18 protein-coding genes and 2 pseudogenes are annotated in these 24,216 nt (G+C 41.2%); 10 read left to right on the top strand and 10 right to left on the bottom strand.

Features of this window, described 5'->3' with window-relative positions; translation table 11 throughout:
• Nucleotides 1–287: 287 nt before the first annotated feature.
• The gene (locus V7K85_RS36080) at nt 288–2,156 is read left to right on the top strand and encodes an alkaline phosphatase family protein (RefSeq protein ID WP_334821499.1); all 1,869 of its coding nucleotides are present in this window, start codon (nt 288–290) and stop codon (nt 2,154–2,156) included.
• 705 nt (nt 2,157–2,861) lie between these two features.
• On the top strand, nt 2,862–4,256 hold the full coding sequence (locus V7K85_RS36075) for an esterase-like activity of phytase family protein (protein WP_334821497.1): 1,395 nt from the start codon (nt 2,862–2,864) through the stop codon (nt 4,254–4,256).
• Between the two features lie 184 nt (nt 4,257–4,440).
• Here V7K85_RS36075 and V7K85_RS36070 read toward each other — a convergent pair whose 3' ends face one another.
• From V7K85_RS36070 to V7K85_RS36060, 3 genes and pseudogenes are all read right to left on the bottom strand, one after another.
• Nucleotides 4,441–4,698: a hypothetical protein gene (locus V7K85_RS36070; RefSeq protein ID WP_334821495.1), complete on the bottom strand. Its 258-nt coding sequence runs from the start codon at nt 4,696–4,698 to the stop codon at nt 4,441–4,443.
• A 21-nt stretch (nt 4,699–4,719) separates the two neighbouring features.
• A pseudogene (locus V7K85_RS36065) lies at nt 4,720–5,019 on the bottom strand (transposase); the annotation flags it as partial.
• On the bottom strand, nt 4,950–5,354 hold the full coding sequence (locus tag V7K85_RS36060) for an IS4/Tn5 family transposase DNA-binding protein (protein WP_442940650.1): 405 nt from the start codon (nt 5,352–5,354) through the stop codon (nt 4,950–4,952). The gene V7K85_RS36060 and the pseudogene V7K85_RS36065, both read right to left, overlap by 70 nt.
• Before the next feature lie 338 nt (nt 5,355–5,692).
• Here V7K85_RS36060 and V7K85_RS36055 point away from each other — a divergent pair, with 338 nt between their 5' ends.
• Nucleotides 5,693–6,784, top strand: a complete 1,092-nt coding sequence (locus V7K85_RS36055; RefSeq protein ID WP_334821489.1) for an alkaline phosphatase family protein — start codon at nt 5,693–5,695, stop codon at nt 6,782–6,784.
• 440 nt (nt 6,785–7,224) lie between these two features.
• Here the strand turns inward: V7K85_RS36055 and V7K85_RS36050 are convergent, their stop codons facing one another.
• Nucleotides 7,225–7,371: a hypothetical protein gene (locus V7K85_RS36050; protein WP_334821487.1), complete on the bottom strand. Its 147-nt coding sequence runs from the start codon at nt 7,369–7,371 to the stop codon at nt 7,225–7,227.
• 173 nt (nt 7,372–7,544) lie between these two features.
• On the opposite strand from V7K85_RS36050, the gene V7K85_RS36045 reads away from it, so the two are divergent.
• Entirely contained in the window at nt 7,545–7,976 is a 432-nt protein-coding gene (locus V7K85_RS36045; RefSeq protein WP_334821485.1) for an EamA family transporter, read from the top strand.
• 707 nt (nt 7,977–8,683) lie between these two features.
• Entirely contained in the window at nt 8,684–9,820 is a 1,137-nt protein-coding gene (hpnI, locus tag V7K85_RS36040) for a bacteriohopanetetrol glucosamine biosynthesis glycosyltransferase HpnI (RefSeq protein ID WP_334821483.1), read from the top strand.
• Nucleotides 9,821–9,841: 21 nt separating this feature from the next.
• On the opposite strand, the pseudogene hpnK reads toward hpnI, so the two are convergent.
• Both hpnK and hpnJ read right to left on the bottom strand, forming a co-directional pair.
• Nucleotides 9,842–10,726 (bottom strand): annotated as a pseudogene (gene hpnK, locus V7K85_RS36035) (hopanoid biosynthesis-associated protein HpnK).
• Between the two features lie 231 nt (nt 10,727–10,957).
• Entirely contained in the window at nt 10,958–12,418 is a 1,461-nt protein-coding gene (gene hpnJ, locus V7K85_RS36030) for a hopanoid biosynthesis associated radical SAM protein HpnJ (RefSeq protein WP_334821481.1), read from the bottom strand.
• Nucleotides 12,419–12,917: 499 nt separating this feature from the next.
• On the opposite strand from hpnJ, the gene V7K85_RS36025 reads away from it, so the two are divergent.
• The 4 genes from V7K85_RS36025 to V7K85_RS36010 all read left to right on the top strand — a co-directional run bounded on the left by V7K85_RS36025 (nt 12,918) and on the right by V7K85_RS36010 (nt 19,276).
• Entirely contained in the window at nt 12,918–13,394 is a 477-nt protein-coding gene (locus V7K85_RS36025; protein ID WP_334821479.1) for a hypothetical protein, read from the top strand.
• 131 nt (nt 13,395–13,525) lie between these two features.
• Nucleotides 13,526–14,869 (top strand): TolC family protein, encoded by a 1,344-nt coding sequence (locus V7K85_RS36020; RefSeq protein ID WP_334821478.1) that lies wholly within the window; start codon nt 13,526–13,528, stop codon nt 14,867–14,869.
• A complete protein-coding gene (locus V7K85_RS36015) occupies nt 14,850–16,238 on the top strand; it encodes an efflux RND transporter periplasmic adaptor subunit (protein WP_334821476.1) in 1,389 nt (462 codons plus the stop codon). The genes V7K85_RS36020 and V7K85_RS36015 overlap by 20 nt, the downstream gene beginning before the upstream one ends.
• On the top strand, nt 16,235–19,276 hold the full coding sequence (locus V7K85_RS36010; protein ID WP_334821474.1) for an efflux RND transporter permease subunit: 3,042 nt from the start codon (nt 16,235–16,237) through the stop codon (nt 19,274–19,276). The genes V7K85_RS36015 and V7K85_RS36010 overlap by 4 nt, the downstream gene beginning before the upstream one ends.
• 115 nt (nt 19,277–19,391) lie before the next feature.
• Here V7K85_RS36010 and V7K85_RS36005 read toward each other — a convergent pair whose 3' ends face one another.
• Both V7K85_RS36005 and V7K85_RS36000 read right to left on the bottom strand, forming a co-directional pair.
• Nucleotides 19,392–20,654: a sensor histidine kinase gene (locus tag V7K85_RS36005; RefSeq protein WP_334821472.1), complete on the bottom strand. Its 1,263-nt coding sequence runs from the start codon at nt 20,652–20,654 to the stop codon at nt 19,392–19,394.
• 7 nt (nt 20,655–20,661) lie between these two features.
• A complete protein-coding gene (locus V7K85_RS36000; RefSeq protein ID WP_334821470.1) occupies nt 20,662–21,339 on the bottom strand; it encodes a response regulator transcription factor in 678 nt (225 codons plus the stop codon).
• Nucleotides 21,340–21,869: 530 nt separating this feature from the next.
• On the opposite strand from V7K85_RS36000, the gene V7K85_RS35995 reads away from it, so the two are divergent.
• Nucleotides 21,870–21,995, top strand: a complete 126-nt coding sequence (locus V7K85_RS35995) for a hypothetical protein (RefSeq protein WP_334821468.1) — start codon at nt 21,870–21,872, stop codon at nt 21,993–21,995.
• A 26-nt stretch (nt 21,996–22,021) separates the two neighbouring features.
• On the opposite strand, the gene V7K85_RS35990 is transcribed toward V7K85_RS35995, so the two are convergent.
• A complete protein-coding gene (locus V7K85_RS35990) occupies nt 22,022–23,083 on the bottom strand; it encodes a YncE family protein (RefSeq protein WP_334821466.1) in 1,062 nt (353 codons plus the stop codon).
• A 711-nt stretch (nt 23,084–23,794) separates the two neighbouring features.
• On the bottom strand, nt 23,795–24,216 hold a 422-nt coding region (locus V7K85_RS35985), incomplete at its 5' end, for an FTR1 family protein (RefSeq protein ID WP_334821464.1).

Here is a 24,216-nt window from a genome sequence, read left to right as displayed (position 1 = left end):
AATATACTTGTGTTGCTTGCATCGTTATTGATTTAATCAAATTTGTGCTTCCTAACAATAAGCAAAATCACGTAAGACCCACTACGAGCATTTCCTTCCGTGTATATTTGTAATCAATACCTGTGAATGTACTTTTCTTTTATCTTTTCAATACTCTCAATGGGGTGATTCTGGGAGTCTTTAATAAATGCTGGGCGAAAGCCATTGCCAAAAGAAGTAGCCCTTGAACTCCGGATTTTTACAGATTGTTGAAATTATAAGCCATTTTTCCAATTTAGTTACACACAATGAAGAAAACACTTTTTGGGGTGTTGACGACGGCGATTTTTAGCAACACCCTTATTCCTGGTGTTCAAGCAATCAGTATCAGAAATACAACTGCCCAATTTAGTCATGTTCTAATTATTTCGATTGATGGATTGCACAACTCTGATCTATCAGTTGCTAATCTGCAATCTTCTTTGAAAAATATTAAGCGGTTGCAGAGAGAAGGTGTGACATACACTAATGCTTTCACTTCTGCACCATCAGATTCCTTCCCTGGGGAGCTAAACTATATCACTGGTGCTAAACCCGGCACGACAGGTGTATTTTATGATAAATCCTACAGTCGCGCCTTGTATGCCCCAGGCACTACTACTGCCCAAATCACCGCAGGCACCGTCAAACCAGGTACTGTCGTAGAATTTGCTGAAAACGTTGATGCATCTTGGGCTAATGGTAAGGGTGGCACCTTAGATGGCGGTCAGGGATTTGATAAAACCCAATTGCCAGTTGATCGCAATGGCAACCCTGTTTACCCCAACCAGTACCTGAAAGTAAATACCATTTTTGACATAGCTAGCGCGGCTGGACTACGTACTGCTTGGTCTGACAAGCATCCCGCAGCTTACACCGTCCTCGCTGGAAATACACAAGACCCAACGAAGTTTAATTTGGCAACGGGTCGGGTCGGCAGCATTAGCGATTACTCTTCATTAGAAATTAACGCCGCAGTGGCAATTGATCCAACTAAGCCAGGACTTCTCCCAAGCACCCTTGGAGCTTTGGTTGATCAATCAACAGGTACTCCTTACTCCAACACCAACTCTAAAATCACGTCTACTTTCTTTAATGACGCGACAAAGGGTAATCCGGCTCTGTTTAAGGCTCCACCTGCTGGTTTTAGAGCTAGCCAGTTTACAAGTGTAGCTACAACCTCAGCCTACGACGATCTCAAGGTGAAGCAGATATTAAACGAAATTGATGGATTAAACGATTCTGGCACTAGAAAAGTAGACACTCCGGCAATTTTTGGCTTGAATTTCCAAGCTGTAAGCGTAGCCGAGAAAGAGACTGCCTCTCAATTTAATGGTGGCGGGATTGACAAAGATGGAAATGCCCGTCCTGATCTCGTAAGTCCAGTAGCCCACACTGATGCCAGCATCGGTCTGATTTTGGACGAACTGAAAAAGAAAGGATTAGACAGTTCAACTTTAGTAATTTTGACCGCCAAGCACGGACAAAATCCCGGACAAGATCCGACTGTTGGTTTGAGTAGTACATTTGATAGTGTTACTGGTGTTGCCGGTGGCGATGGAAACCTTACTGCTGTTGGCGCTCTCTTAGTAAGAAACGGCATCCAGATTGCTTCTGAGCGAGGTCAGGATACTTCATCACTGATCTTCTTGAAAAATCCATCTGATGTCCGAAAAGCATTAGCCCTGCTGAAGTCCAAAAATTACTCATTTGATAATACGATTGATCCAAATACTGGAGTGGCGTTTTCAACTGAAGATGCTGCTGCTCAGGGAAAGCTATTGTATGGTCAGAGCATAATCAATGCCGGATTGGGAGATCCAAGGACAAGCGATCGCACACCTGACATTATTGTTCCACTCAAAACTGGCTATTTCTTTGGTAACGCTATCAAGAAGCGTGCAGAGCATGGTGGATTTACTGATGCTGACACCCACGTAGCCTTGATTGTAGGTAGCACTGGATTTTCCCACAATTTGCAAGGTAAAACTATCAGTCGAATCGTCTCTACTACCCAAATTGCTCCAACGACATTACAGGTTTTAGGTTTAGATCCTCAACGACTGCAAGGTGTTCAGATTGATAGAACCCAGACATTACCACTGGACTGTAAGGACTTCCAAATAGAAAAATACTGAATAGATAAAGAGCGCAGGGAGTACAAGAAATAAAAAACCACTAAATGAAGAAATTGATGTGTTAAATACCACATCAATTTCTAATAATTCCTGCGCTGAGAGTGAATAGGTGTATCGCAAAAATAACAAAACTTGTATCTCCTCAATACTTTGGGATAAGCAATTATTCTGGTTGCCACGATCTACCGAAGGGATAGTCTCTCCTTTACTGCCCTGCACAAGTGCTGAACACCATGCAAAGTTTGCTTGGCTGCGAATTGCTTCACTATTCAAGTACAAATGTTTATGGTTGATAGTTAAGCCATCAGTAATTTTTGGTTATATTTTGGTAGTAGCGGATTTTGTCTAGTTAAGTTTTTAAACACCTTGTTTCTTTTTTGACGTTGCTGAGTGGAAATATCAAAACCCAGTTTTATTTCTGAAGTTTATAAAATTAGTTGCTAATATTTTTAATTTTGAATTGTAACTATTGGATTTTTACGTTTTAAACTTTATAATTATCAGTTTTTTATTTATATATAACGTGGTTTTTATTTGTCTATAGCTAGCAACTTTGAATGTTAATGGTAAGAGTTGTATATAAAATTTAATATTTTTGTTTAATCTAAGCTTAACTTTTGCTTAACTACTGGTAATAGATACTAAAAAAGTAAAAAAACTGACAATATTTTTTAATAAATACTGTCTTTTAGCAATAGAACTGATATGCTCAAAAAAAGTCTCATTTTGTCATTTTTGGTATTATTTGCAATAGCTCCTGCTGCCAATGCAGAGGTAAAATTGATTGCAATTGGAAGCCTAGATGGTAAGATAAGTGATCATTCCACCGAAACATCTGCTCCCCTAGAAAACGGCGTTGCGGGAAATCTCTTAGGGGGTTTAGGGTCGGGACTAGCCTACGCTGGCAATAATACCTTTATCGCTATCCCAGACCGGGGCCCAAATGCGGTGCCATACAATAGCGCTGTGAGTGATACAGTATCCTATATCAACCGTTTTCAAACTATCAAAGTAAAACTTGTACCAAACAAGCTTGATACGGGGTTGCCTTTCACCCTTACCCCTTCTTTGATTGACACAACTCTGCTATTCAGCAATGAGCCTCTTTACTATGGAAGTGGTGGGGAATTGGGATTACCTAACGGTGCCCCAGCTTTAAACAACAATAATAAAAACTATTTCACTGGACGCTCAGACAACTTCAACCCTACCCAAATCTCGACATATCCCAACAATGCGCGTTTCGATCCTGAAGGAGTGCGTGTATCTAATAATGGAGAGAAGATATTTATCTCGGATGAATACGGCCCATATATATATCAATTTAACCGCAATACAGGTAAGCGGATGAGGGTCTTTAACCTACCTAACAAGTTTGCAGTCAGCAACTTGAGTCCCGTTAGTGATACAGAGATCACTGGTAATACATCCGGTCGGGTTGCGAACAAAGGCATGGAAGGACTTGCAATTACTCCCAACGGTAAAACCCTGATTGGAATTTTGCAGAGTCCACTGCTCCAAGATGGTGGTACCAATGGTGCTTATATCAGAATTGTCAAGATTGATATAGAAACAGGCGTCACCCAAGAATACGCCTATCAGCTAGATAATATTGGTACGGCGGCTAAACCGAAATATCCCACCGTCAGCGAGATTTTGGCGATCAATGATCGCGAATTCCTAGTAGATGAACGCGATGGCAAGGGGTTGGGCGATGGTTCTAAGGCTGCCTTTAAGAAGATTTACCGTATCGATTTGACAAATGCTCAAGAAGTAAGCAATATTACCGGAGAAAGAAACCTTGTTGGCAAAGCCGTCAGTAAGAACCTGTTCCTCGATGTGGTGGTTGCACTAACTCAAAACGGCATCAAAGAAGAAGACATTCCAGCCAAGCTTGAAGGTTTGGCCTTTGGGGAGGATGTGGTTATTAACCGTGTGAAAAAGCATACCTTATTCATCGCCAATGACAACGATTTTCTTGGTACTTTAGCGCCGGATACTTACCATTCAATAAGTGTTGACAACCCAAACAAGTTTTTCGTTTTTGCGGTTGACAGTACTGACTTGCCGAGTTTCGTACCACAAAAGCTCAAAGGATAAAATTGATATTGAGTTCGGTTGATAGCGCTCGCTAAAAGCTGTTGGAGTAGGTAAAATGCCTACTCTACATGCTTACTAAATTCGCTTTTAATCCAAGTAAGTTGTAGACTTGTATACTCCTCTGACTTTTCACGGGATGTGGAAAAGAAAGAGTGGTTCGCGATGCTCTATCGCGAACCACTCACTATTCTTTATTATATTTGGAAGTTTCTTCGACTAAATCTTTTAAACCCTGTTTGAGAACCTCAATTGAACGATCTAAAGCTTCAATTTTAGTCCTTGCAGTAATTTGTTCAATGGCATCTATGTAGGTAAGACTACCAGCCTTACCTAAATGCTTGTACTTGGATAGCTTGCCATCATTCCGAGTCGGAAATATTGGTGTTGTAGCATGTATCTGCTTTTTTTGTTTGAGTGGAGTACTAGCAAGTAGCACATCCATTTGTGTTTTTGTTTACACTAATTCTGCCAAACTGTGGGGTGAATTCCGATGTAGATAAGTCATTCGCAGTAATTGTGCCGCAATCACTGTTAAAAAACCTAACATTGTTGACATACTCTCCCCTGCCAAGCGGTAACTTTCCGCTTTACAGCCAGATTTTAGTATTTTGTGATACTCTTCTATCCGCCAGCGATACGTATAGCATCGAAGAATTTGAGATGCTTCTGTCTGTGTTGTTACTAACTCGCTTGTCAGTAGCATCCACGTAATTGGCTCAGATCCATCTGGCAGATTAATCTCTGTTGCAAAGAGCGCGTAAATGTTAAAATTGCCTGACCAAAATCTGGGTCTAGTGCTAAAGAAGTATGTAAAATTAGTCCGTTCCCACCATTACCTGTAGACCCATAATCATCTCTTTTTTCTAAGATTTTTTTGTAATCAAGATAAGTTGTATCACCTACAGCTAATACTATTGGTATGCCATAAATTTCTAGAGAAGTCTGTTTAAAAGATGGTTGGGTCAATTCCTCAAAACTTGTTTTGGTGTTAGAAAATAATTCGTAACCACGTTTTAGGTCACTAGCGCTTTGAAATATTTGTGATAGAGGCTCACCATATTTTACTTTTAAAACCTGTAAGCTAGCATCTTCCGTGATGAACGAATTATGAATACTGAATTGTGTTCTACTAACGCGAGCGATCGCGGCCCATGATACCCCTTCAAGTAAAAGTTTAGGTTCTTCAGTACTTGTTATGCTAAATTATTAGTTAAAAATATAAGATAATTACGGAGAAATCTATTTAATAAGTTATCAGTCGCTCATACAGTCGTCTCACTTTTCCAAAATTACAGCCTTTCTAAAAACCGCTTTTTAACCATTCTCAATTTATTGAACCGACAGGCAAGATGACATATACTTAAGATTTATGCTCAGTATTTATGTCATTACGCCCTAGACTAAAAACAATTATTTATAATATTTTCTTATTTAATTTGAGCGTTATACTCAATGCTTGCCTATCTAACTCACAACAATTTGGCAAGCTAGCGACTAATCCATCACCTATTCTGGCTGAAAATACAGCAGCAGTTTCGACACCGACACCAGATGACAAAGCCATTCCTAAATATGATCATATCTTTGTCATCATTGAAGAAAATAAATCCTACGACCAAATTATTGGCAATCCGAATGCACCCATCATTAATCAACTGGCAAAAACCTATGGTTTGGCTAGTAACTTCTATGGCGAAGTGCATCCCAGCGAAGCTAACTACGTTGCAATTTTAAGTGGCAGTACTTTTGGTATTCATGATGATGATGCTTTCTATTGCTTCGCTGGTATTAATAAGCAATTCTGTCACAGTTCTCGTCAAACTGACTATGCCAACCATACTATTACGTCTAAAAGTTTCATGGATCAATTGCAAAAAAAAGGACTGACTTGGAAAGGTTATTTTGAAGATATTCCTTCCCCAGGCTCTAAGACAGTTGTAGCTCCTAGCCTCAACCGCACGTTATATGCAGTCAAGCATAATGGTTTTATGAACTTCAAAAAAGTGCAAAATGACCCAAATTTGCCCAGTAAAATAGTTGGAATTGATCAACTTTCCACTGACCTTAACAGTGGCAAACTTCCCAATTACAGCCACATCATCTTTAACCAATGCCATGAGATGCATGGTTTAAAAGAGTGTCCTGAATTGCAAAAACTGATTAAAACTGGGGATTCAATCATTGGTAAAGTTGTTAATCAAATCACCACTTCTAAGTTCTGGGCTAAATCTGGCAATAATGCAATTATTATTACTTGGGATGAAGATAATAATCCCTTTATTAAAACCAAAATTCAAGGTTGCTGTGGTTTTGACCCAAATAGTCATGCTAACTTTGGCGGCGGTCACATTGCGACGATTGTCATTACCAACCACGGACCACGAGGTGTCGTGGATCACACACCCTATAATCATTATTCCTTGTTACGAACTACTGAGGATGCTTTTGGCATCTATGAATACTTAAACCATGCTAATGACACAACTCAAGGGGTTAAACCTATGACCAATTTATTCGTGAAAAAATAAGGGCAATGGTAAATATGTAGTGAAAACGAAGATTTAGTAAGTTAAATTATTTCTTTTTAGCTGTTTAGCTTTTTAGCTTTTTAATTATATTTAAATGACTAATTGAAGTCTCTAAAAATTATAGAGGTTTTAAATATATACTAGTAGTCAATCGCAAAATGCCGGAGGTAAAGTTGCCAGATTTCAAATAATGACGGTATTTCTTCCCCTACCCAGGATAACCACAAAGGTTTGAAAAGTCTTGCTGAACCTTCTTGATTCACGCGTTCAACCAACACCAAGAATATCGAATGGTTGGCAACACCTCTAAGAGGATGTTTGAAAAGTCATCCAACGTATGTTTGACTACTCTGGCTATCGAGAAGTTGAACGAGATAATCAGGGTTCTGGGACTTGCGGTCGCTTCTCTTAGTTGCATTTAAGGCTCAAGCTGACACTTTTCAAACAACCTCTAAGAGGTAAGCATTGATGGACAACTCCACTGGCTCCACCCCGTGGTTGGCAGTTAGCTCGTCGCGAACTGTGCCAAAATCGCTGAGGATCTCATTGAGATGACGAAGCGCTGTGCCATACGATAACGCCGTCACCTCGAAAGCGCCTCATTGCACTCGATAGAAACCGGGAGCCTGCTTCATTACCTTTGCCGGAAATTCAGGCTGGCAATCTCTCTTAAAAAAGTATCGCAGTTTGCAGTGAGTAATTTAATCTGACATGAGCCTAAATAACACTGCTAATTTTGACTAGTGAATCAGGAGGCAAGATGGAGAGCAATACGAGAACGTGGTGGATATATGCATTACTTTCGGCTGTTTTTGCAGCATTGACAACTATCTTTGCCAAAATCGGGGTAGAAAATGTGAACTCTAATCTAGCAACAGCAATCAGATCTGTTGTGATCTTAGTAGTTGCTTGGGGAATTGTATTTTTTGAGGGAAATGTAGTTAATATTTTATTCATTCCCCAAGGAACGATGATTTTCTTATTATTATCTGGAGTATCGACGGGGTTATCATGGATTTTTTACTTCCAAGCTTTACAAGCAGGAAAAGCCTCACTTGTCGCACCAATTGATAAATCAAGCTTGATATTAGTTTTATTGTTTTCAGCTATTTTTCTGAGAGAACCATTAAACTGGAAGATGATTTTAGGAACTGGGTTAGTAGTTATAGGTACTTTAGTTTTAATCATTTAAACTCTTAACTAAGACTGGAAATTTTATCGTAAGGATTCAGGTCATACTAAAATTTCTGGAATCGTTTACTGATGAGGATTTACGGAGATTAGCTACAAATTTATAATCTCAAGAAAAATCACGTAAAGCTTATGTTTTCTTACCTTATTGCGACTAAAAGTCTTTTAATAAACCAAAGTAAATTTTGAAACTGCCTCTGCGACTGGGTTGTAAATACCCAAACACTTACTAATTTGTTATCCGACAAATGTAGGGTCAAAAGCAAATTTGCCATCATTGTACCATCTTTCCTAGTTCTTTACTTTTTTGGTCTAGGTTAAACTTACTGACTAATTCTCAAAAAAATCTAGAGATGAAAAGATTAATTTATGGGGCTGTGTTGACTCGAACAATTACATCCTCTAGTTCTGCTGCTTGTTGGTACACCCAGATAAAATCTCATAGTTTTCCTTAGGACTTACGCATTGATACTATTTTTGGTAGGAAATTAAATAGAATTGGATCTGTATATGAATCCCACTCAAGCCGGACAGTTAGATTCGACAGAATCGGAAATGAGAAAATTTTCTGCTTATAACTTGAATTTTGAACCAATAATCTGATTAACATTGTTTAATTTGATAAAACAGTTTAGCTACCTGAAATAGTTACACAATCATCAGCTTCAGTTGCATGAACCACTAGTAATATTTAAGCTAATTCTTCAGATGAGAATCATTGATGTTCTGTTGGTAATCCTCTGTATATCATCTGTCTTGTTTTATGGTTATGGAATTTATGCAGCGATAACTTTTTGGATTCACCCTCATCCCATTGATCCTCAGTTCCATCCGCCTGTTACCATCCTTAAACCAATTTGTGGGCTAGATAGCTATGCTTACGAAAACTTTTCCTCATTTTGTCAACAAGATTATCCAGAGTACCAGATGATCTTCGGTGTATGCGCTTACGAAGACCCTGCTATAGAAGTTGTCGAAAAAATCATTCAGCAATTCCCAGATGTCGATATTCATTTGGTAGTGAACGCTCAGATCATAGGTACCAACTTGAAAGTGAGTAATCTAGCAAATGCTGTCGTCGCTGCTAAACATGAAATCTTGATCATAGCTGATAGTGACATTCGAGTTGGGAAAGACTATTTGCAACGAGTCATCCAACCACTCAAAGATCAAAAAGTTGGTGTTGTCACTTGTATGTATCGTTCCTTAGCAAAAGGATGGGTAGCAACTTTAGAGGCGATTTTAACTTCTACAGATTTTCATGCAGGTATTTTAGTCAGTAATCAATTAGAAGGTACAAAATTTGCCTGTGGTTCTACAATTGTTATCCCTAAACAAGTACTAAAAGTGATTGGCGGATTTGAGGCAATTGCCGATTATTTGGCGGATGACTTCAAACTTGGCTACCTACCAGCCCAGAAAGGATACAAGGTTGTGTTATCTAACTATGTAGTTGACCATGTATTGGCTACGAGTACTCTAATTGATGCTATTAGACGCCAGATCCGTTGGGCACGTTGTATCCGCGTTTCTCGTCCTTGGGGTTACCTGGGATTGCTTTTTACTTACGGTACAGTTGCTAGCCTACTTTTATTGATGGCTATGAAAGGGTCAATAGTAGGGTGGATGGTGCTAATTATCACTTGGGTGATGCGGTTACTAATGGGCTGGGCAGTTGGGGTAAATATTCTCAATGACCCAATTGCCAAAAAGTTTTTGTGGGTCGTTCCTTTAGGTGATTTAATTCACTTTGGTATTTGGTGTTATGGCTTCCTTGGCAGTACAATTGAGTGGCGAGGACAACGATTAAAATTGACAAAAGAGGGGAAATTAGTTCGGCATTAATCTGCGGATCTTGGCAACCTATTAGAGGGGTTTGGGGGAATCTATATTACGATGGTGATAATTAGTCAACTCAAAACCGTTCAGATTCAAAACCTGACGCACTTGCTCACTCAACAACGCCGCAAGTTCTACATCCCCAGAGTTAAATACCGCAGGATGGGAATAAATCTCCACAAAATCTGCCTGAATCTGGGGTATCAAACCGAGTAAATATTCCTCAGTCATGTTGCCAGTTTGTAGTAAACCATAGACTTTATCAGCAAACTTGATACCATGAGATATCAGCAAATCCTCGCCGTAACGCCGCAGTCTACCAAAAACCCCTGCCCAAACTAGCTTAGTTACTAACTCCCGACTGTCAAGCTTCAGGTTCATTCCCAGTTCCTCAGATGGTAAACGGATGAAGCGGATATCAAACTCCTACGCCAACTCAACTAAGATACGTAATATCACAGGATGGGCGTGTAAATGTAAATGCCCGTCAAGATGAGAAAGGGGCAGCCCAGAATCGCGAAATTTTTCTAGCTGGGCGCGGATTTCCTGCCGTAGTTCTTCATAAGCGGCGCTCTGGAATTGGTAGCGCAACCCAGCTTGCAGGGCGCTGTCTGGGAAGTTGCCCTTTGAGTCTACCAAATGGGGAATCTGGTCAGGTGGCAAAACAGACCGCCCACATACTAAAACTAAGTGTAACCCGATAGCCAAATTGGGGTGATTGCGGGCTAAGGCGATCGCCTCTTCGGCGGCATCTCCTGTTACCATCAGGCTGGTGCTAGTCAGCACACCTTGCTCATGAGCTTGGATAATTGCTTGATTTACACCCCTAGAAAAGCCGAAATCGTCACCATTAATAATGGCAAAACGACGGCGTTGGGCACTTGTACTGAGCGGCGTCGAAGTATTGGGCATTGGGCATTAGGAACGTAAAAAGTAAAGAATTATTGCTTTTAGCTTTTTATACCACTAAAAAAATGCTTATTACACATATAGGTTGGGTTTAAGTCCGTTCGCCTTTAGCGTTCTCCAAGGAGAACTCAACCCTCAAACTATTGTGTGTATTTGATTTTACTTCGTTCTCCTCTACCTACCCATTTGTGACGTTCTTGTCTGAAATTAGTATTACTCTTGACCTTTGATTTTTTAAATAACAGCAGTCTGATTAGCTTTGGCGTTGGCTATAGATTGAGTGCGGCGTTCTTTGAGGTAAGAGAAGAATTCACCACCCTCACGCAAACGACGTATCATCATTTTTCTGTCGGTAAGCATTTCGCGCACAATTGGCAAAATCGCTTTGGGACGGAAGTAGAATTTCCGGTACATCCGCTCAACAGCATCTTCAATTTCCGCACTAGAAAGAGTAGGATATTGCAGGGTTGAGGTTTGAATGCCAGAGTTAGCCACTAAAGCTTGGTTACTAAACCAGCCATTTTCCTTGGCTTGTTCATAAAGTTCTGTACCAGCATAGGGGGCAGCGATAGAAACTTGAATTGTATGGGGACTGAGTTCGCAGGCAAAGCGGATAGTTTCTTCTACAGTTTCTGGAGTTTCAATTGGCAAACCAATGATGAAAGTACCATGTACAGTGATGCCGAGTTGATGGCAGTTTTTCATAAATTCCCGCGCTACTTCTAGCTTGATGCCTTTTTTAATCCGATTGAGAGTATCTTGATTACCAGATTCAAAACCGACTAGCAGCAAGCGCAGACCGTTGTCACGCAGTGTTTTCAAGGTGTCATAGTCTAAGTTGGCACGGGCATTGCAACTCCAAGTTAATTTGAGTCGCTTCATATGTTCACTAATAGCGATCGCTCGATGCTTATCGATGGTAAAAGTATCATCATCGAACATATATTCCCGCACTGTGTCGCCAAAGATAGCTTTGGCCTGTTCCATTTCGCGTCCCACAGCTTCCGGGCTTTTATGGCGGTAGAGATGCCCACCAATGGTTTGTGGCCAAAGGCAAAAAGTGCATTTTGCTGGACAACCGCGCCCAGTGTAAAAGGAAATGTAGGGGTGCAGTAGGTAGCCAATGAAATATTTTTTAATATTTAGGTCACGGGCATAAACTGGCAATACGCTAGGCATAGCATCCCAATCGTGAATCAATGGGCGTTCTTCGTTGTGGCGCACATTAAAATTATGGTCACGGTAGCTAATACCTTTAATTTCTTCGTAAGGTTTGCCTGACGCTAGTTCTTTACAGGCATAGTCAAATTCGTTACGACATACAAAGTCAATAACTGAATGGTCGCGCAGAGTCTCCTCTGGTAACACTGCTACATGGGCACCAACGAAGCCAATTTGGACATCTGGATTTTGGGCTTTGATAGCCTCAGCATACTTGACATCATTAGCCAATGAAGGCGTGCTGGTGTGTATGATCATCAATTCATAATCTTTAGCAATTTCCAGCACATCCTCTATAGTCTGACCATGTGGAGGCGCATCTACTAGCTTGCTACCTGGTACAAGGGCTGCGGGTTGCGCTAGCCATGTGGGATACCAAAAAGATGTAATTTCACGCTTGGCTTGATATCGTGAACCAGCGCCACCGTCAAACCCATCAAAGGAAGGAGGATTGATAAACAGGGTTTTTTTCACTGATATCTCTCTTTTAATTGAGCAGAGGAGTTAGTCCCCTGATACGTTTTTATTATTTGTGAGAATTGTAAGCCATATAAACCCAGTTTCTCAAAAAAAATGGGTTTATGAACTTTCATAGATGATTTAGGACTGCTAGATTATTCGTAAAAGGTTAAGGTTATATACAAATTATCAATCAGTAATAGTACTTAAAATTTTGCCAAAAATCGGGGTTGGAAACACAATTTTTGGGCTTATTCTGTTGAGGTACTAATGCTTCAAGTTTTTCGACACTTTCTTGGATATCGATATGTGTACCCCTACCATCACTCATCCTACCTTAAATACTACCTCTCTATAACATTTACCATGTGTCGTATTCTTTTTCCAAATTGGTATTAATCTACTTGAGTCGAACTGTCAAATGCAAATTTGCCAATATTATGTCATCTTTCCTAGTTCTTGACTTTTTTGGTTTAGGTTATACCTGATCACTAACTTTCCAAAGAATGTTGAAATGAAAAGGCTAATTTCTGCTGTTGCATTGACTCTCACAATCGCATCTTTCAGTTCTGCTGCCTTTGGGTATACTCAGGTAAAATCTAGAAATTTTCCTTACATTGTTGGAGCAGGTCAATTTCCCCAAACAAAGACCAGACTTGTCAGACATTCTTTGAGGCTAAAAATTCCTGAAGGTAGTAAGGCTTTATCCCAGATGACTATTACTGTACCCAAAGGTCTAACTGTAAGGAATGACATTGACATATTTGACCAGTCCAATCAAAAAATTGATGACAATATTACAGTCAAGGACAGAACGATTACAATTGCTTTCCCCCAACAGCTTACTCCTGGAAGCGAACTTAACATTGACTTAAACCGTGTCTTAATTTCAGGAACTTCTAATGGTTGGCTCTATCCAGTTTCTGTCAGACTTGTAGGTTTAGATGTGGATATTCCGATAGGTATATTTCGGTTGCGGCCATTCTTATAGGTACAAAATTGTACTAGTTCGCAGCGTTATAGAGTCCATCCAGCAGGTTGCTTAATTCTGCTGTTACCAGAAACTGAATAGTAATTTTAATCTTAGTAGTTATGGTTGTTAATAGGGGAGTATAACTGCGAGTGTGGCATGTATTATTAGTATCTCTATGCCTAACAATTGAGTCGCTAGTATGCTCATATATTTCCTCTCCAGTTGTTGCACAGACAGCTAAAGTATTAACCCTTAGCCTTGACGAGGCAATAACTAAAGCTGAAGCATATAATCCACAATTGTTAACTGCACAGCGAAGTATTAATGTCGCTCAGGCAGGAGTAGCAGTCGCCAAAGATAGACCAAATCCAAGATTCTCACTAGATATACCTTTTGGGCAAGCTGAGACTAAGCATACCGTCGGTATTGAACAACTGATTGAACTGGGGGGAAAACGTGGAGCACGTCTGGCTTTAGCCAACTCCCAAGTGCAACAAGCCCAGCTACAGTTAGACTCTTTACGTTGGCAAATTCGTACTCAAGTGCGTCAGGCATATGCAGAGTTAGCCATTGCTCAAGGAGCGCAGCAGAATGCAGAACAATCTCTTTCTATCAATAAGCAACTTGTTAATATTGCCAAACTACGTTTTCAAGCTGATGATGTGGCACGAGTTGATGTCGTTCAAGCTGAGTTTGCATTCGCCCAAGCGCAGCAAAAAGTTGAGCCAGCGATTAACCGCGTGCATCAGGCTACTATTCGTCTAAATACTCTCTTAGCTCAACCTACTGACACAGTAATTAGTTTGGCGGATGGATTGGCATTTAAGTTTTCTCTAAATGATTCACAGCAAGGGTTGGCAATTTTAGCAAAACCGCCCGATGTAGCGGTACTAAAAAATTTAGCTAAAGCGTCACGGTTAGATTTAGCTTTAGCTGAACAAGAAATACAAATAAACAACAACCAAATTCAGCTAGCTCGCTCGACTCGCATTCCAGATGTTACCTTAGCGGCATCATTTGTTTGGGACCCTGGTCTGAGTACAGATGGTGCGCCACCTCCAACGACAACAACAGCAGTAATCTTAGGAGTGCGGGTGGATCTGCCTTTATTCAATAGCGGTGGGAGTGGAGTAAACCAGGCACGTGCTAATCTTTCTGTGAGCCAAGCACAAAAAACCGGCTTAGAATCACAAGTTGATTCTGAAGTTGCAACAGCTTACGAAAACGTTATAAGCGCCCAACGCTTACTGGAGCGCGATCGCACAGTTTTACTACCGCAAGCCTTAGAGGTTCTAAATTTATCTCACGAAAGTTATCAGTACGGTCAAACTGGTTTGAGTGATGTTTTGCTCAACCAGCAGTCCGTACAATCAGTATTCGATAATTTCTACGCTGATATCCTCGCCTACCAAACCGCTCTAGGCGCACTAGAGCAAGCGGTCAATCTACCCCTATCTGCGATTAATAACACCAATGCCCCTAAAACTCCTTAAAAAAGCAGGGTATTTGCATTTGGTACTGCCCTCGCCAAACATCCTTACTACTATCTTGCTGTTCCTACTACTAGTTGGCTGCCAAGGTAAAGACCCACCAACTGACGAAGCCGCTGCCGCGGTGTCCTTGCCTGTTGTTAACGTGCAACGCCAAGATATAGCCGTGGAAGTCAACATCGGCGGTACAGTTAGCGCTCCACCCAATACAAGCGCGAAAGTCAGCCCGGCTGTAGCTGGAAAACTTGTAATTGTTACAGTCGTACCAGGTCAAAAGGTGGCTAAAGGGCAGTTAATTGCTCAATTGGATAATCGTCAAAGCCTCGATCAGGTAAACCAAGCAACAGCAGCGTTACATTCAGCCCAAGCTGGTATTGCTCAGGCAGAGATTAATTTAGAACTTGCACAAAAGACTTTAGAGCGATCGCGCCGCCTCTATAACGAAGCACTTAATCCGACTCAAAAATCTACAGATCCTGGTATCCAAGGAGCCAGAGCAGGTGTGACCCAAGCTCAAAGTAATCTTGCTCTCGCCGAAAATAACTTGCAGCGACAAAAACTACTCTTTAAAAAAGGCATAACACCCAAAAAAGACTTGTTCGCCGCCCAAAATCAGCTCGAAACTGCCCAAGCTGCTTTGGTTACTGCTCAAACTACCGTGCAACAAGTTGTACCTCAAAAGGATGTGATTGCAGCCCAATCTCAGGTTGAAATATCTCAAGCAGCTCTTGCGGCTGCAATTGCTCAAGAAAAACAGACTAAAGCTTCTCGTGACCAAGCTCAAACTCAGCTTTCCTTCACTGATATCCGCAGTCCGCTATCTGGAGTTGTAGCCACTCGGTTTCTGAATAACGGTGATAACACAGATCCTGCTACACCAATCATTCAGGTCGTTAACTTATCAAAAGTGATAGTCAATGCCAACTTCCCAGCAGATGAGAAAGCTAATATTCGTGTCGGACAAAGCACCAACATCCGTAGTCTTACAGGTGGCAACTATTCTGGTGTCGTCACTGCTGTTAGCCCGATTGTCGATCCCCAAAGCAATACCCGTAGCATTCAAATCAGCGTTAACAATTCTCAGGCACAGCTCAGACAAAACCAAGCCGTAACTGTTTCCATTACCATAGAAATCCGTTCAACGGCAATTACAGTACCTCAAACTGCTTTAGTACCAGACCCAGATAATCCCACAGGGCGGATGGTTTACACTGTGCAAGCTGGAAAACTGGAGCGGAAGAAGGTACAAACAGGTATTCAGCAGGGCGATCGCTTCGAGATTGTATCAGGTTTGGCGGGCAATGAAAGAGTTGTAGCTAAGGGTGCTTACGGTTTAGCAGATGGTACTGCTATACAGGAGGTGAAACAATGATTCGCTTCACAAAACTGCTGCAATCCCAAGCCAAAGCAATTTACTTAATATTTGTGCTGATTGCTTTTTTAGGAATTTTCGCTTACAACAACTTGCCCAGTGGAGTTTATCCAGAGTTATCCTTTCCACGAATTACTGCAATCGCTGAAGTTGCAAATGTTGCCCCAGAAGAAGTAGCCCTTACAGTTACTCGTCCTCTAGAAGAAGCTACTAATCAAGTTTATGGAGTTGAGAGGGTACGCTCTACAACTGCTCGTGGTTCAGCAGAACTCTCGATTGAGTTTCAACCTACAACCGATATGCAGCAGGCTTTACAGCAACTACAAGCCAAAATTAATGAAATACGGAGTACCCTGCCATCTGGGGTTAACCTCACAGTCGAGCGAGTTACCCCAGCCATTTTTCCCATACTCAGCTATAATTTCACCACTGATACTCTGGCGCAAACAGACCTTTATACAATTACTCAATATCAGATTTTGCCTCGCCTAACCAGGGTTGCAGGTGTCGCCCGTGTCAATCTCCAGGGGGGAAATATCCCAGAAGTGGAGGTGCAAATTGACCCAGGTCGCTTGCAAAGTTATAGCTTGAACCTATCGCAAGTTACTGATACCATCCAGCGCTCTACTCAGAATCAGGCAGTTGGTAAACTAGACAGCAACTACCAGCAAAATTTAGTAGTTACTAATGGTCAGCTCATCGATCCATCTGCATTAGCAGGGATTGTGGTAACGACAAAAGGCGTTGGTAAACCTGTGTTTTTAAAAGATGTAGCACAAGTTTCTCTGAGTGAAGCTGATCGCACCCAAATTGTTAGTGTTAAGGGAAAACCAGGACTGACACTAAATATTTTCCGCCAGCCAAATAGTAATGTTGTGGCTGTCACTGAGGCAGTACAGCAGGAAATCAACTCACTGGAAAAAAGCTTACCGCCGGGTGTGCAAATTACCAGAGCTTATGATGAATCAGGATTAGTTGTGGATGCGATCGCTAATGTTCGAGATGCAATCGCTATTGGCATTGTCCTAATTATCATTGTACTGTACGTTTTCCTGCGAGAATGGCGCAGTACGGTGATTGCTTCAATTACGATTCCCCTATCAGCACTCGCTGCTTTTGGGGTGCTATCCTTCGTTGGTCAAAGTCTAAATTTAATGTCTTTGGGAGGATTAGCAGTAGCGATTGGCTTGGTGATTGACGATGCCATTGTAGTGATTGAAAACATTGATCGCCAGTTGCAAAGTGGCTTGAACTCAACCGCAGCAGTAGCCGCAGCAATGGCACAATTAAGTGAACCTGTGATTAGTTCTACTCTGACTACAGTAGCGGTTTTTCTGCCTTTGGGACTATTGTCAGGTGTTGCTGGAGAATTTTTCACCAGTCTTACCATTACATTAACCGCTGCTGTTGGTTTCTCTTTAATTCTGGCACTGACTCTTACTCCCCTGCTAGGGGCAAAGTGGCTACGGGGTAAGTCGAATCACTCCGAATCAAAATTGTTAGTCAAACTAGACAATGCATATACGCGGCTGTTGCTTTTCGTGTTTAAGAAAGTGCATTGGGTAAGTGGAATCACTGTATTTCTTTTAGTAATAGGAGCAGTATTATTTACCCAAATAGGTTCAGATTTCTTGCCTAGCTTTGATGAAGGTAGCTATATCATTGATTATCTTGCCCCGCCGGGAACATCGTTAACTCAAACAGATTTTTTAGCACATCAACTAGAAGAAATTATCGCCAAAACGCCTGAAGTATCTACCTGGACGCGACGCACTGGGGCAGAAAATGGTTTGTTTGCCACTCAACCGAACAAAGGCGATGTTATTGTTGTCCTAAAAGGAGCGAATCAGCGTCAACGCAAAGTCTTTGAGATCATCGAAGAGCAACGGCAAGATATCTCCACAAAATTACCTCAGATACAGATTGACTTCCACCAAATCCTGCAAGACGAACTTAACGATCTATCTGGTGCAGCTAGTCCCGTGGAAGTACGAATCTTTGGTGAAAATCCAGCTATTTTACGTAACTTAAAAGACCAAGTTGAATCTCGCATTAATAAGATTTCTGGTTTGGTAGACTTAGCATCCAGTGGGGGAGTGATTTTACCGCAGTTAGATTTGCACGTTAACCCTACTCAAGCTGGACAGTTGGGTTTGACAGAATCTGAAGTTGCACAGCAAGTACAAGATGCTTTGTTTGGAAGGATTGCGACTCAAATTCGTCAAGGTGACAGGCTAGTGGATGTGCGCGTCCATCTTTTAGATACTGTGCGTCGAGATCCGCAACAACTCAATCAAATTCCCATTGTTGGCACGAATGGCACTACATTGCCTCTTTCTGCCGTAGCCACAATCAAACCAACTACAGGCGAAGAAGCGATTTTGCGCGAGAATCAGCAGCGTTATATTTCCTTCACTGCTGGCGTTGAAAAACGCGATCTCAGTTCGGTGGTGCGAGATATTAAGAACAAATTAGTCGGGTTAAAGCTACCTCAAGGCTACATACTCTCAGTGGGAGGATTGATTGCCTCTCAGCAACAGTCTTTTTCACAATTACTGCTAGTTATGAGTTTGGGAGTGTTACTAGTATATCTGGTGTTAGTTTTACAATTCCGCGATTTCTTGGAACCTCTAGTGATTTTTACAACAATACCCCTTGCCCTTTTAGGAGTGGTACTGGGTTTGTGGTTTACAAAAACACCACTAAATGTTTCATCTTTTATGGGAATTATTCTACTAGTAGGTTTGGTTGTCAAGAACGGAATTATTTTATTGGAATATACCAACCGTTTACGTGCAGAGGGTCATTCTGTTGAATCTGCTTTAGTTGAAGCTGGTCGTGTAAGACTTAGACCAATTTTGATGACTACACTCTGTACCATTTTGGGTTTACTACCTTTGGCTTTGGGTTTAGGTGCAGGCGCAGAATTACAAAAACCCTTAGCGATCGCTGTTATTGGTGGACTTTCTCTATCTACTATTTTCACACTTATATATGTGCCAGTTGTATTTCGTTTGGTCTACCGATTACGCTGGTGATAGTTGTGTTGCCAAAAATAGATTGTGCTTACTGCCTGGAAACCACCATTCGCAGGCTGCTACTTGGGGAGATCCAATAATCTGGTTGACATCGCTTAATTGGATAAAAACAAAATTAAGAGGGGTAATGCGCCAGCAAGCGCACTGTGAAACAACTACCAACTCCCATTTGACTTGTGACCGTAAGAGTACCCCCATGATTGTGGACAAGACTTTGAGCGATCGCTAAACCCAATCCAAAGCCTCCAAACCGATAAGACCGTGCTTCATCGGCCCGCCAAAATCGCTCAAAGACTTGCTGGAGATGTTCTGGTGCTATCCCAATTCCCGTATCCTTAACTCTTGCATACATCTGCTGACCAACCAGGTTAGCCTGAATTTCAACTTCACCGTTTACTCTTGTGTATTGAAGGGCATTTTCAATTAAATTGGCAAAAACTCTTGTAAGTTGAACGGAATCACCTAGCACATACAGCGGCTCAGTTAGGTTGGCTTTTAGATTGATTTCTTTGGCGCCAGCTTGAGGCTGATAAAGCTGAACTAAGTTATGTAAAATCTTCTCTAGGTTTACAATCTCTCGTTTTCTGCTTTGAATTTGGTCACTTCGAGCTAGAAGCAGCAAATCTTCAGTTAAGCGACTCATTTGGTCAGTTGCACTAGCAATCGCCCTAAACTTTTTGGCATCTATAGAGCGCATTCCTTCTGGATATTCCAGTGCTACTTCCACATTTGCTGTAATTGCCATCAAAGGAGTGCGGAGTTCATGAGATGCATCCCCTGTAAACTGTTTAAGTCGTTGGAAACTCTGCTCAATTGGTTGCATCGCCTTACGAGTTAACCAAACCCCACTAATGCTACTCAGCACTAAAGTAATGACAACACCAATGGCTAAATCCCAATCTAACTCAGTCAGTGTTTTATCAAATTCTTTTAAAGATTGACTTGCCCTTACATAGCCAATCAAACGACCATCGTCATTATCAATCACAGGTAATGTAATCCCTTGAAGCCGAACTTTGCCAATTTTTTGAAATTGCATAGTTTGATTGAGAGGAGAGGGCAAAGTTAAAACATATTTTCCTTGTTGTCCAACCAAGTGATGTTGAAGGTCGTACCACTGCAAGCCTTGATGAGAAGTAATTAACTCTTTAATGGGAAAATCATTTTCTAATTGTAGACGACCATTGTGAAGTTCAGCATTAGCCGCAGCGCTTTGTCCTAAAATCATTAGGTTTTCTATAAGTTTTTGACTAAGACTGTGAGTAAACACTACTCGGACTGCCAACGCAAATATTCCTAGCAGTGAAGCGAAAACAACTAGATAAGACAGCAGCAAGTGATAGCGGGTTTTTTGAAACACGAGACGCTTATTTTTCACCAGATATTTAATCAGCTACTTGTAGACGATAACCTATGCCATACACATTTTCGATCAAATCTGATTTACAGCCTGCTGCTTTAATTTTCCGTCGCAAGTTGACTATGTGGGTTTTAATAGTTTCTTCTCCCGGTACCTCCTGAAATTCCCAAAGTTTTTCTAGCAGTTCGGAGCGAGTAAACACTCGTGTGGGACTTTTTAAAAATACTTCTAGAATCGTATATTCTTTAGGAGTTAGTGAGAGACGATTGCTTCCATAAGTTACTTGATAAGTGCTTGAATCTAGTTGCAAATTTCTATGATTTAAAATCGGGGGTTTAATATCTAGACTTCGGCGCGACAAGGCTCTAATTCTAGCTGCTAGTTCTGGTAGTTTAAACGGCTTCACTAGATAATCATCAGCTCCAGCATCCAGTCCAATGATTTTATCTGTAGTTGTATCTTTCGCTGTCAACATCAAAATTAGAGCTTGATATTTCTCTGCACGTAAACGTTTACACAGGGTAATTCCATCAAGGCGAGGTAACATCAAATCTAGCAAAATCAGGTCATAGGGAGCAATCAGCGCCTGTTGAAAACCTGTAATCCCATCCGGGGCTAGATCCACTACATGATATTGATGTATTAAATGCTCAGCCAAAGGGTCAGCAATCCGTTGGTCATCTTCGATTAACAGGATTTTCATTTCTAAAGAAGGTAAGTGCGTGGAGATTATATCAGAATAGAGTTTGGTTTGACACTCTGTCTATTGACAAACCCCTAATAATTGGCGTTTGGATTAAAAAGGCTACATTCAGAAGAAAAAGGGGGTGTGATTGAATACAAACCCCGTTGGTACAAACTGAAAGAAGAACTATTAACTCTCAGCTCCCAAAATGAAACTTGCCAATATGATATTATTTCTGTAAACCTAAATGCCAAGCGATTGAGTACATTTTTCCCTATCTCAATCAATGTAAGGCTTTTGGGTTTCGCACTCCTGACTAGTCTAGTTCCCGGTGCGAAACTCAGAAGGCTTATTCTATAAAGCCTAAAAACCTTGGTTTTAGTTCCTGGAAACATCTTAAATCCGTATCTTTATTTTTTGGAAATTTAGTTTTGCACCGGGAACTAGTCTAAACTCCAGTTGGCTAATCTTTTCCTGAAATTAGGGAACCGACCGAATTAATTCAAAAGTTCAAGAATTAGAGGCAGATTGCAGATTGCAGATGGCTGATGGCAGATTGCAGATGGCTGATTGCTGATGTAATCGGATTTCTAATAGTGAAAGCGATCGCCATTCCAGGAGTGTTATGTTACGATAGCTACTTTTTTAGCTTTGCTGCAAACAATAGCAACTAAACACTCACTTCATGAGCACAGTCAAGTCAATCTCCTAAAACCAGGATCACAAAAGTACCAGGGATAATACTTGGTCGAGATCGCGGCTGCCCTGTGATGGAGGTAGGCGTTGCTTGAAACTTAGCTGTGTCCAAATATAGCTTATGCGTCTTCAAATCTAACGCCATTGTCCGCGCTCCTCGCTGGGTCACGACATTATTCACAATACTAAATTTATCGGGAGAGTCTTCATGTACCACTGTCAGTGAACCTTCGCCGTTCGAGCTAAAAGCTAGGCCAGTCGCAGGGTCATAAGCAATCGCATCCGTCCCATTGCCAATTGGAAGTGTAGCTTTTATACTTCCTGTATTTGCATCCGCCACACTCATCACTTGGTTTCCACAACCGATGAACAACCGCCGATGCTGTCTATCTATTGCGATCCCAGTTGGTTCCGAGCAAGGTTTGAGCGCCCAATGCCTCTGAACTTTGAGACTACTAGTATTTAAAGTTATAACTTCGCTTTTATCTTCTAAGTTCACGTAAATCTGCCCGAAGCCATCAGCAACCGCAAATTCTGGTTTACCACCTAAGCCAACTGTCCCCAGGACTTTGGTAGTTTTGGCATCAAAAACAGTTGCCGAGTTGCTCTTACCGTTAAAAGCGAAGACTTTCTGTGACATAGGATCATAGACAATTGCATCTGGGTTAGAACCAGTTTTAACTCGTCCTATAACTTGTAGTGTCTTTAAATCGAAAATGGTAGCTGTTGCCGCCTTGCCATTACTAATAAAGCCACGACTCAATTCTGGGGCAATGGCAACACCATGTACTCCAGCAGTATGAGGAATTTCGCCTACAACCAACCCAGTGTCAACATTTAATACTGTTACCCTTGTGGAGCGCGTAATGTATAGGCGACGGGCAGCACTATCCAATGTCAGGTAATCCCATCCTCCTTCTCCACCCAGAGGTATTTTTTTGACTATTTGATAGTTCTGAGTTGGTAATGTGCCTCTAATCACTGCATTTTGAAGGCAAAAGCCAGAACTAAAGATTAATACAGAGGCAATAGCTGTGCCAATCCGACGATAAATTATGGTGTTCAAAAAATATATAAGGATATATGCTGCATACACCTTTAGTCTGGGCTTTTAAGGACTGTAGCGCAATATTTATTTGAAAATGATTAATGGAACTTAGACAAAAATTAAGCCCAAATTGGTTTTATACGAAGCAAACGCGTCACGGCATAAACTTCGTTTTTTCGTCTTTAACCTCAATCAATAGCAGGGTGATTTCCTTGAACGTAGAAAGAAGAAGTTCAGCAGTAGAACGTACAGTTTCTCGTTGCGGATTGCTAACATAAATACCAGCAAGCTTTTTGAAGTTGAGCTTGAGGCTACAACGTACCTGATTCCGTCCAAAAGGTGGCAACGAGTCAGTATTATAACACTGTTATTATTAATACCGTCAGTAGAAATTGCCGTTTTACATCAGTCCGCTACGGTTGCAGTTCCAACCAATCAGACTCCTAAGAGTTCTACCCCAACAACCTCCATTCTACCCAATCACCCTGACTACCAGGCACTCCAGGCATTGGTACAACAGTATAGTTGTGTCATCCCCGTCCAAAACTTTGGCACTCTTCCTGTAACCTGACTTTTCCCGTTATCTTTTTGGCGGAGCGATCGCTTAAGCTACTTCTATATCTAAGTCCTATTTTCTGGTTGTTAAATGCGTAAAAGCTTATCTTGATACTTTCATTACTATTGATTAGGGATAACACACATCTCGCTCTTTGAGAAAAACTTTTTGGTTTACTGGATATTCTTTTTACCTTCAGGAAAAGTACCTCCAAGGCTGCGGAAATACACTCCTCCAATGGTGAGTAAAAACGTCACATATCCCACTGCTTGTACAAGATAGAGATTCTCTGTATAACCAAATAAAGATTTAAGGATAATCCCAGGAAACTGTTCGTCAGGCAAGATTGTAGAAGTATTTGAAACCATTGTCCCTAAAATACAGGAGTGGACTTTAGTAAAGCGTTCGTAATAAAAACAAAGGCTTTCTGTGGCACGACTGCTAAGGGCAAGATTAGCTACAGCGTCGTCAAAATGTTTTAAGGCTGAAACTACCAACCTAGCGACAATCAATACTAATAAAACGCCCATTACCTGGAAAAACTGGCGGATATTAATTTTGACACCCCATTCAAATAGCAGCACTCCAATGGCAG

It is taken from the genome of Nostoc sp. (assembly GCF_036917615.1).
Classification (GTDB): Bacteria; Cyanobacteriota; Cyanobacteriia; order Cyanobacteriales; family Nostocaceae; genus Nostoc.
This window is presented reverse-complemented; position numbering and strand designations above follow the sequence as displayed.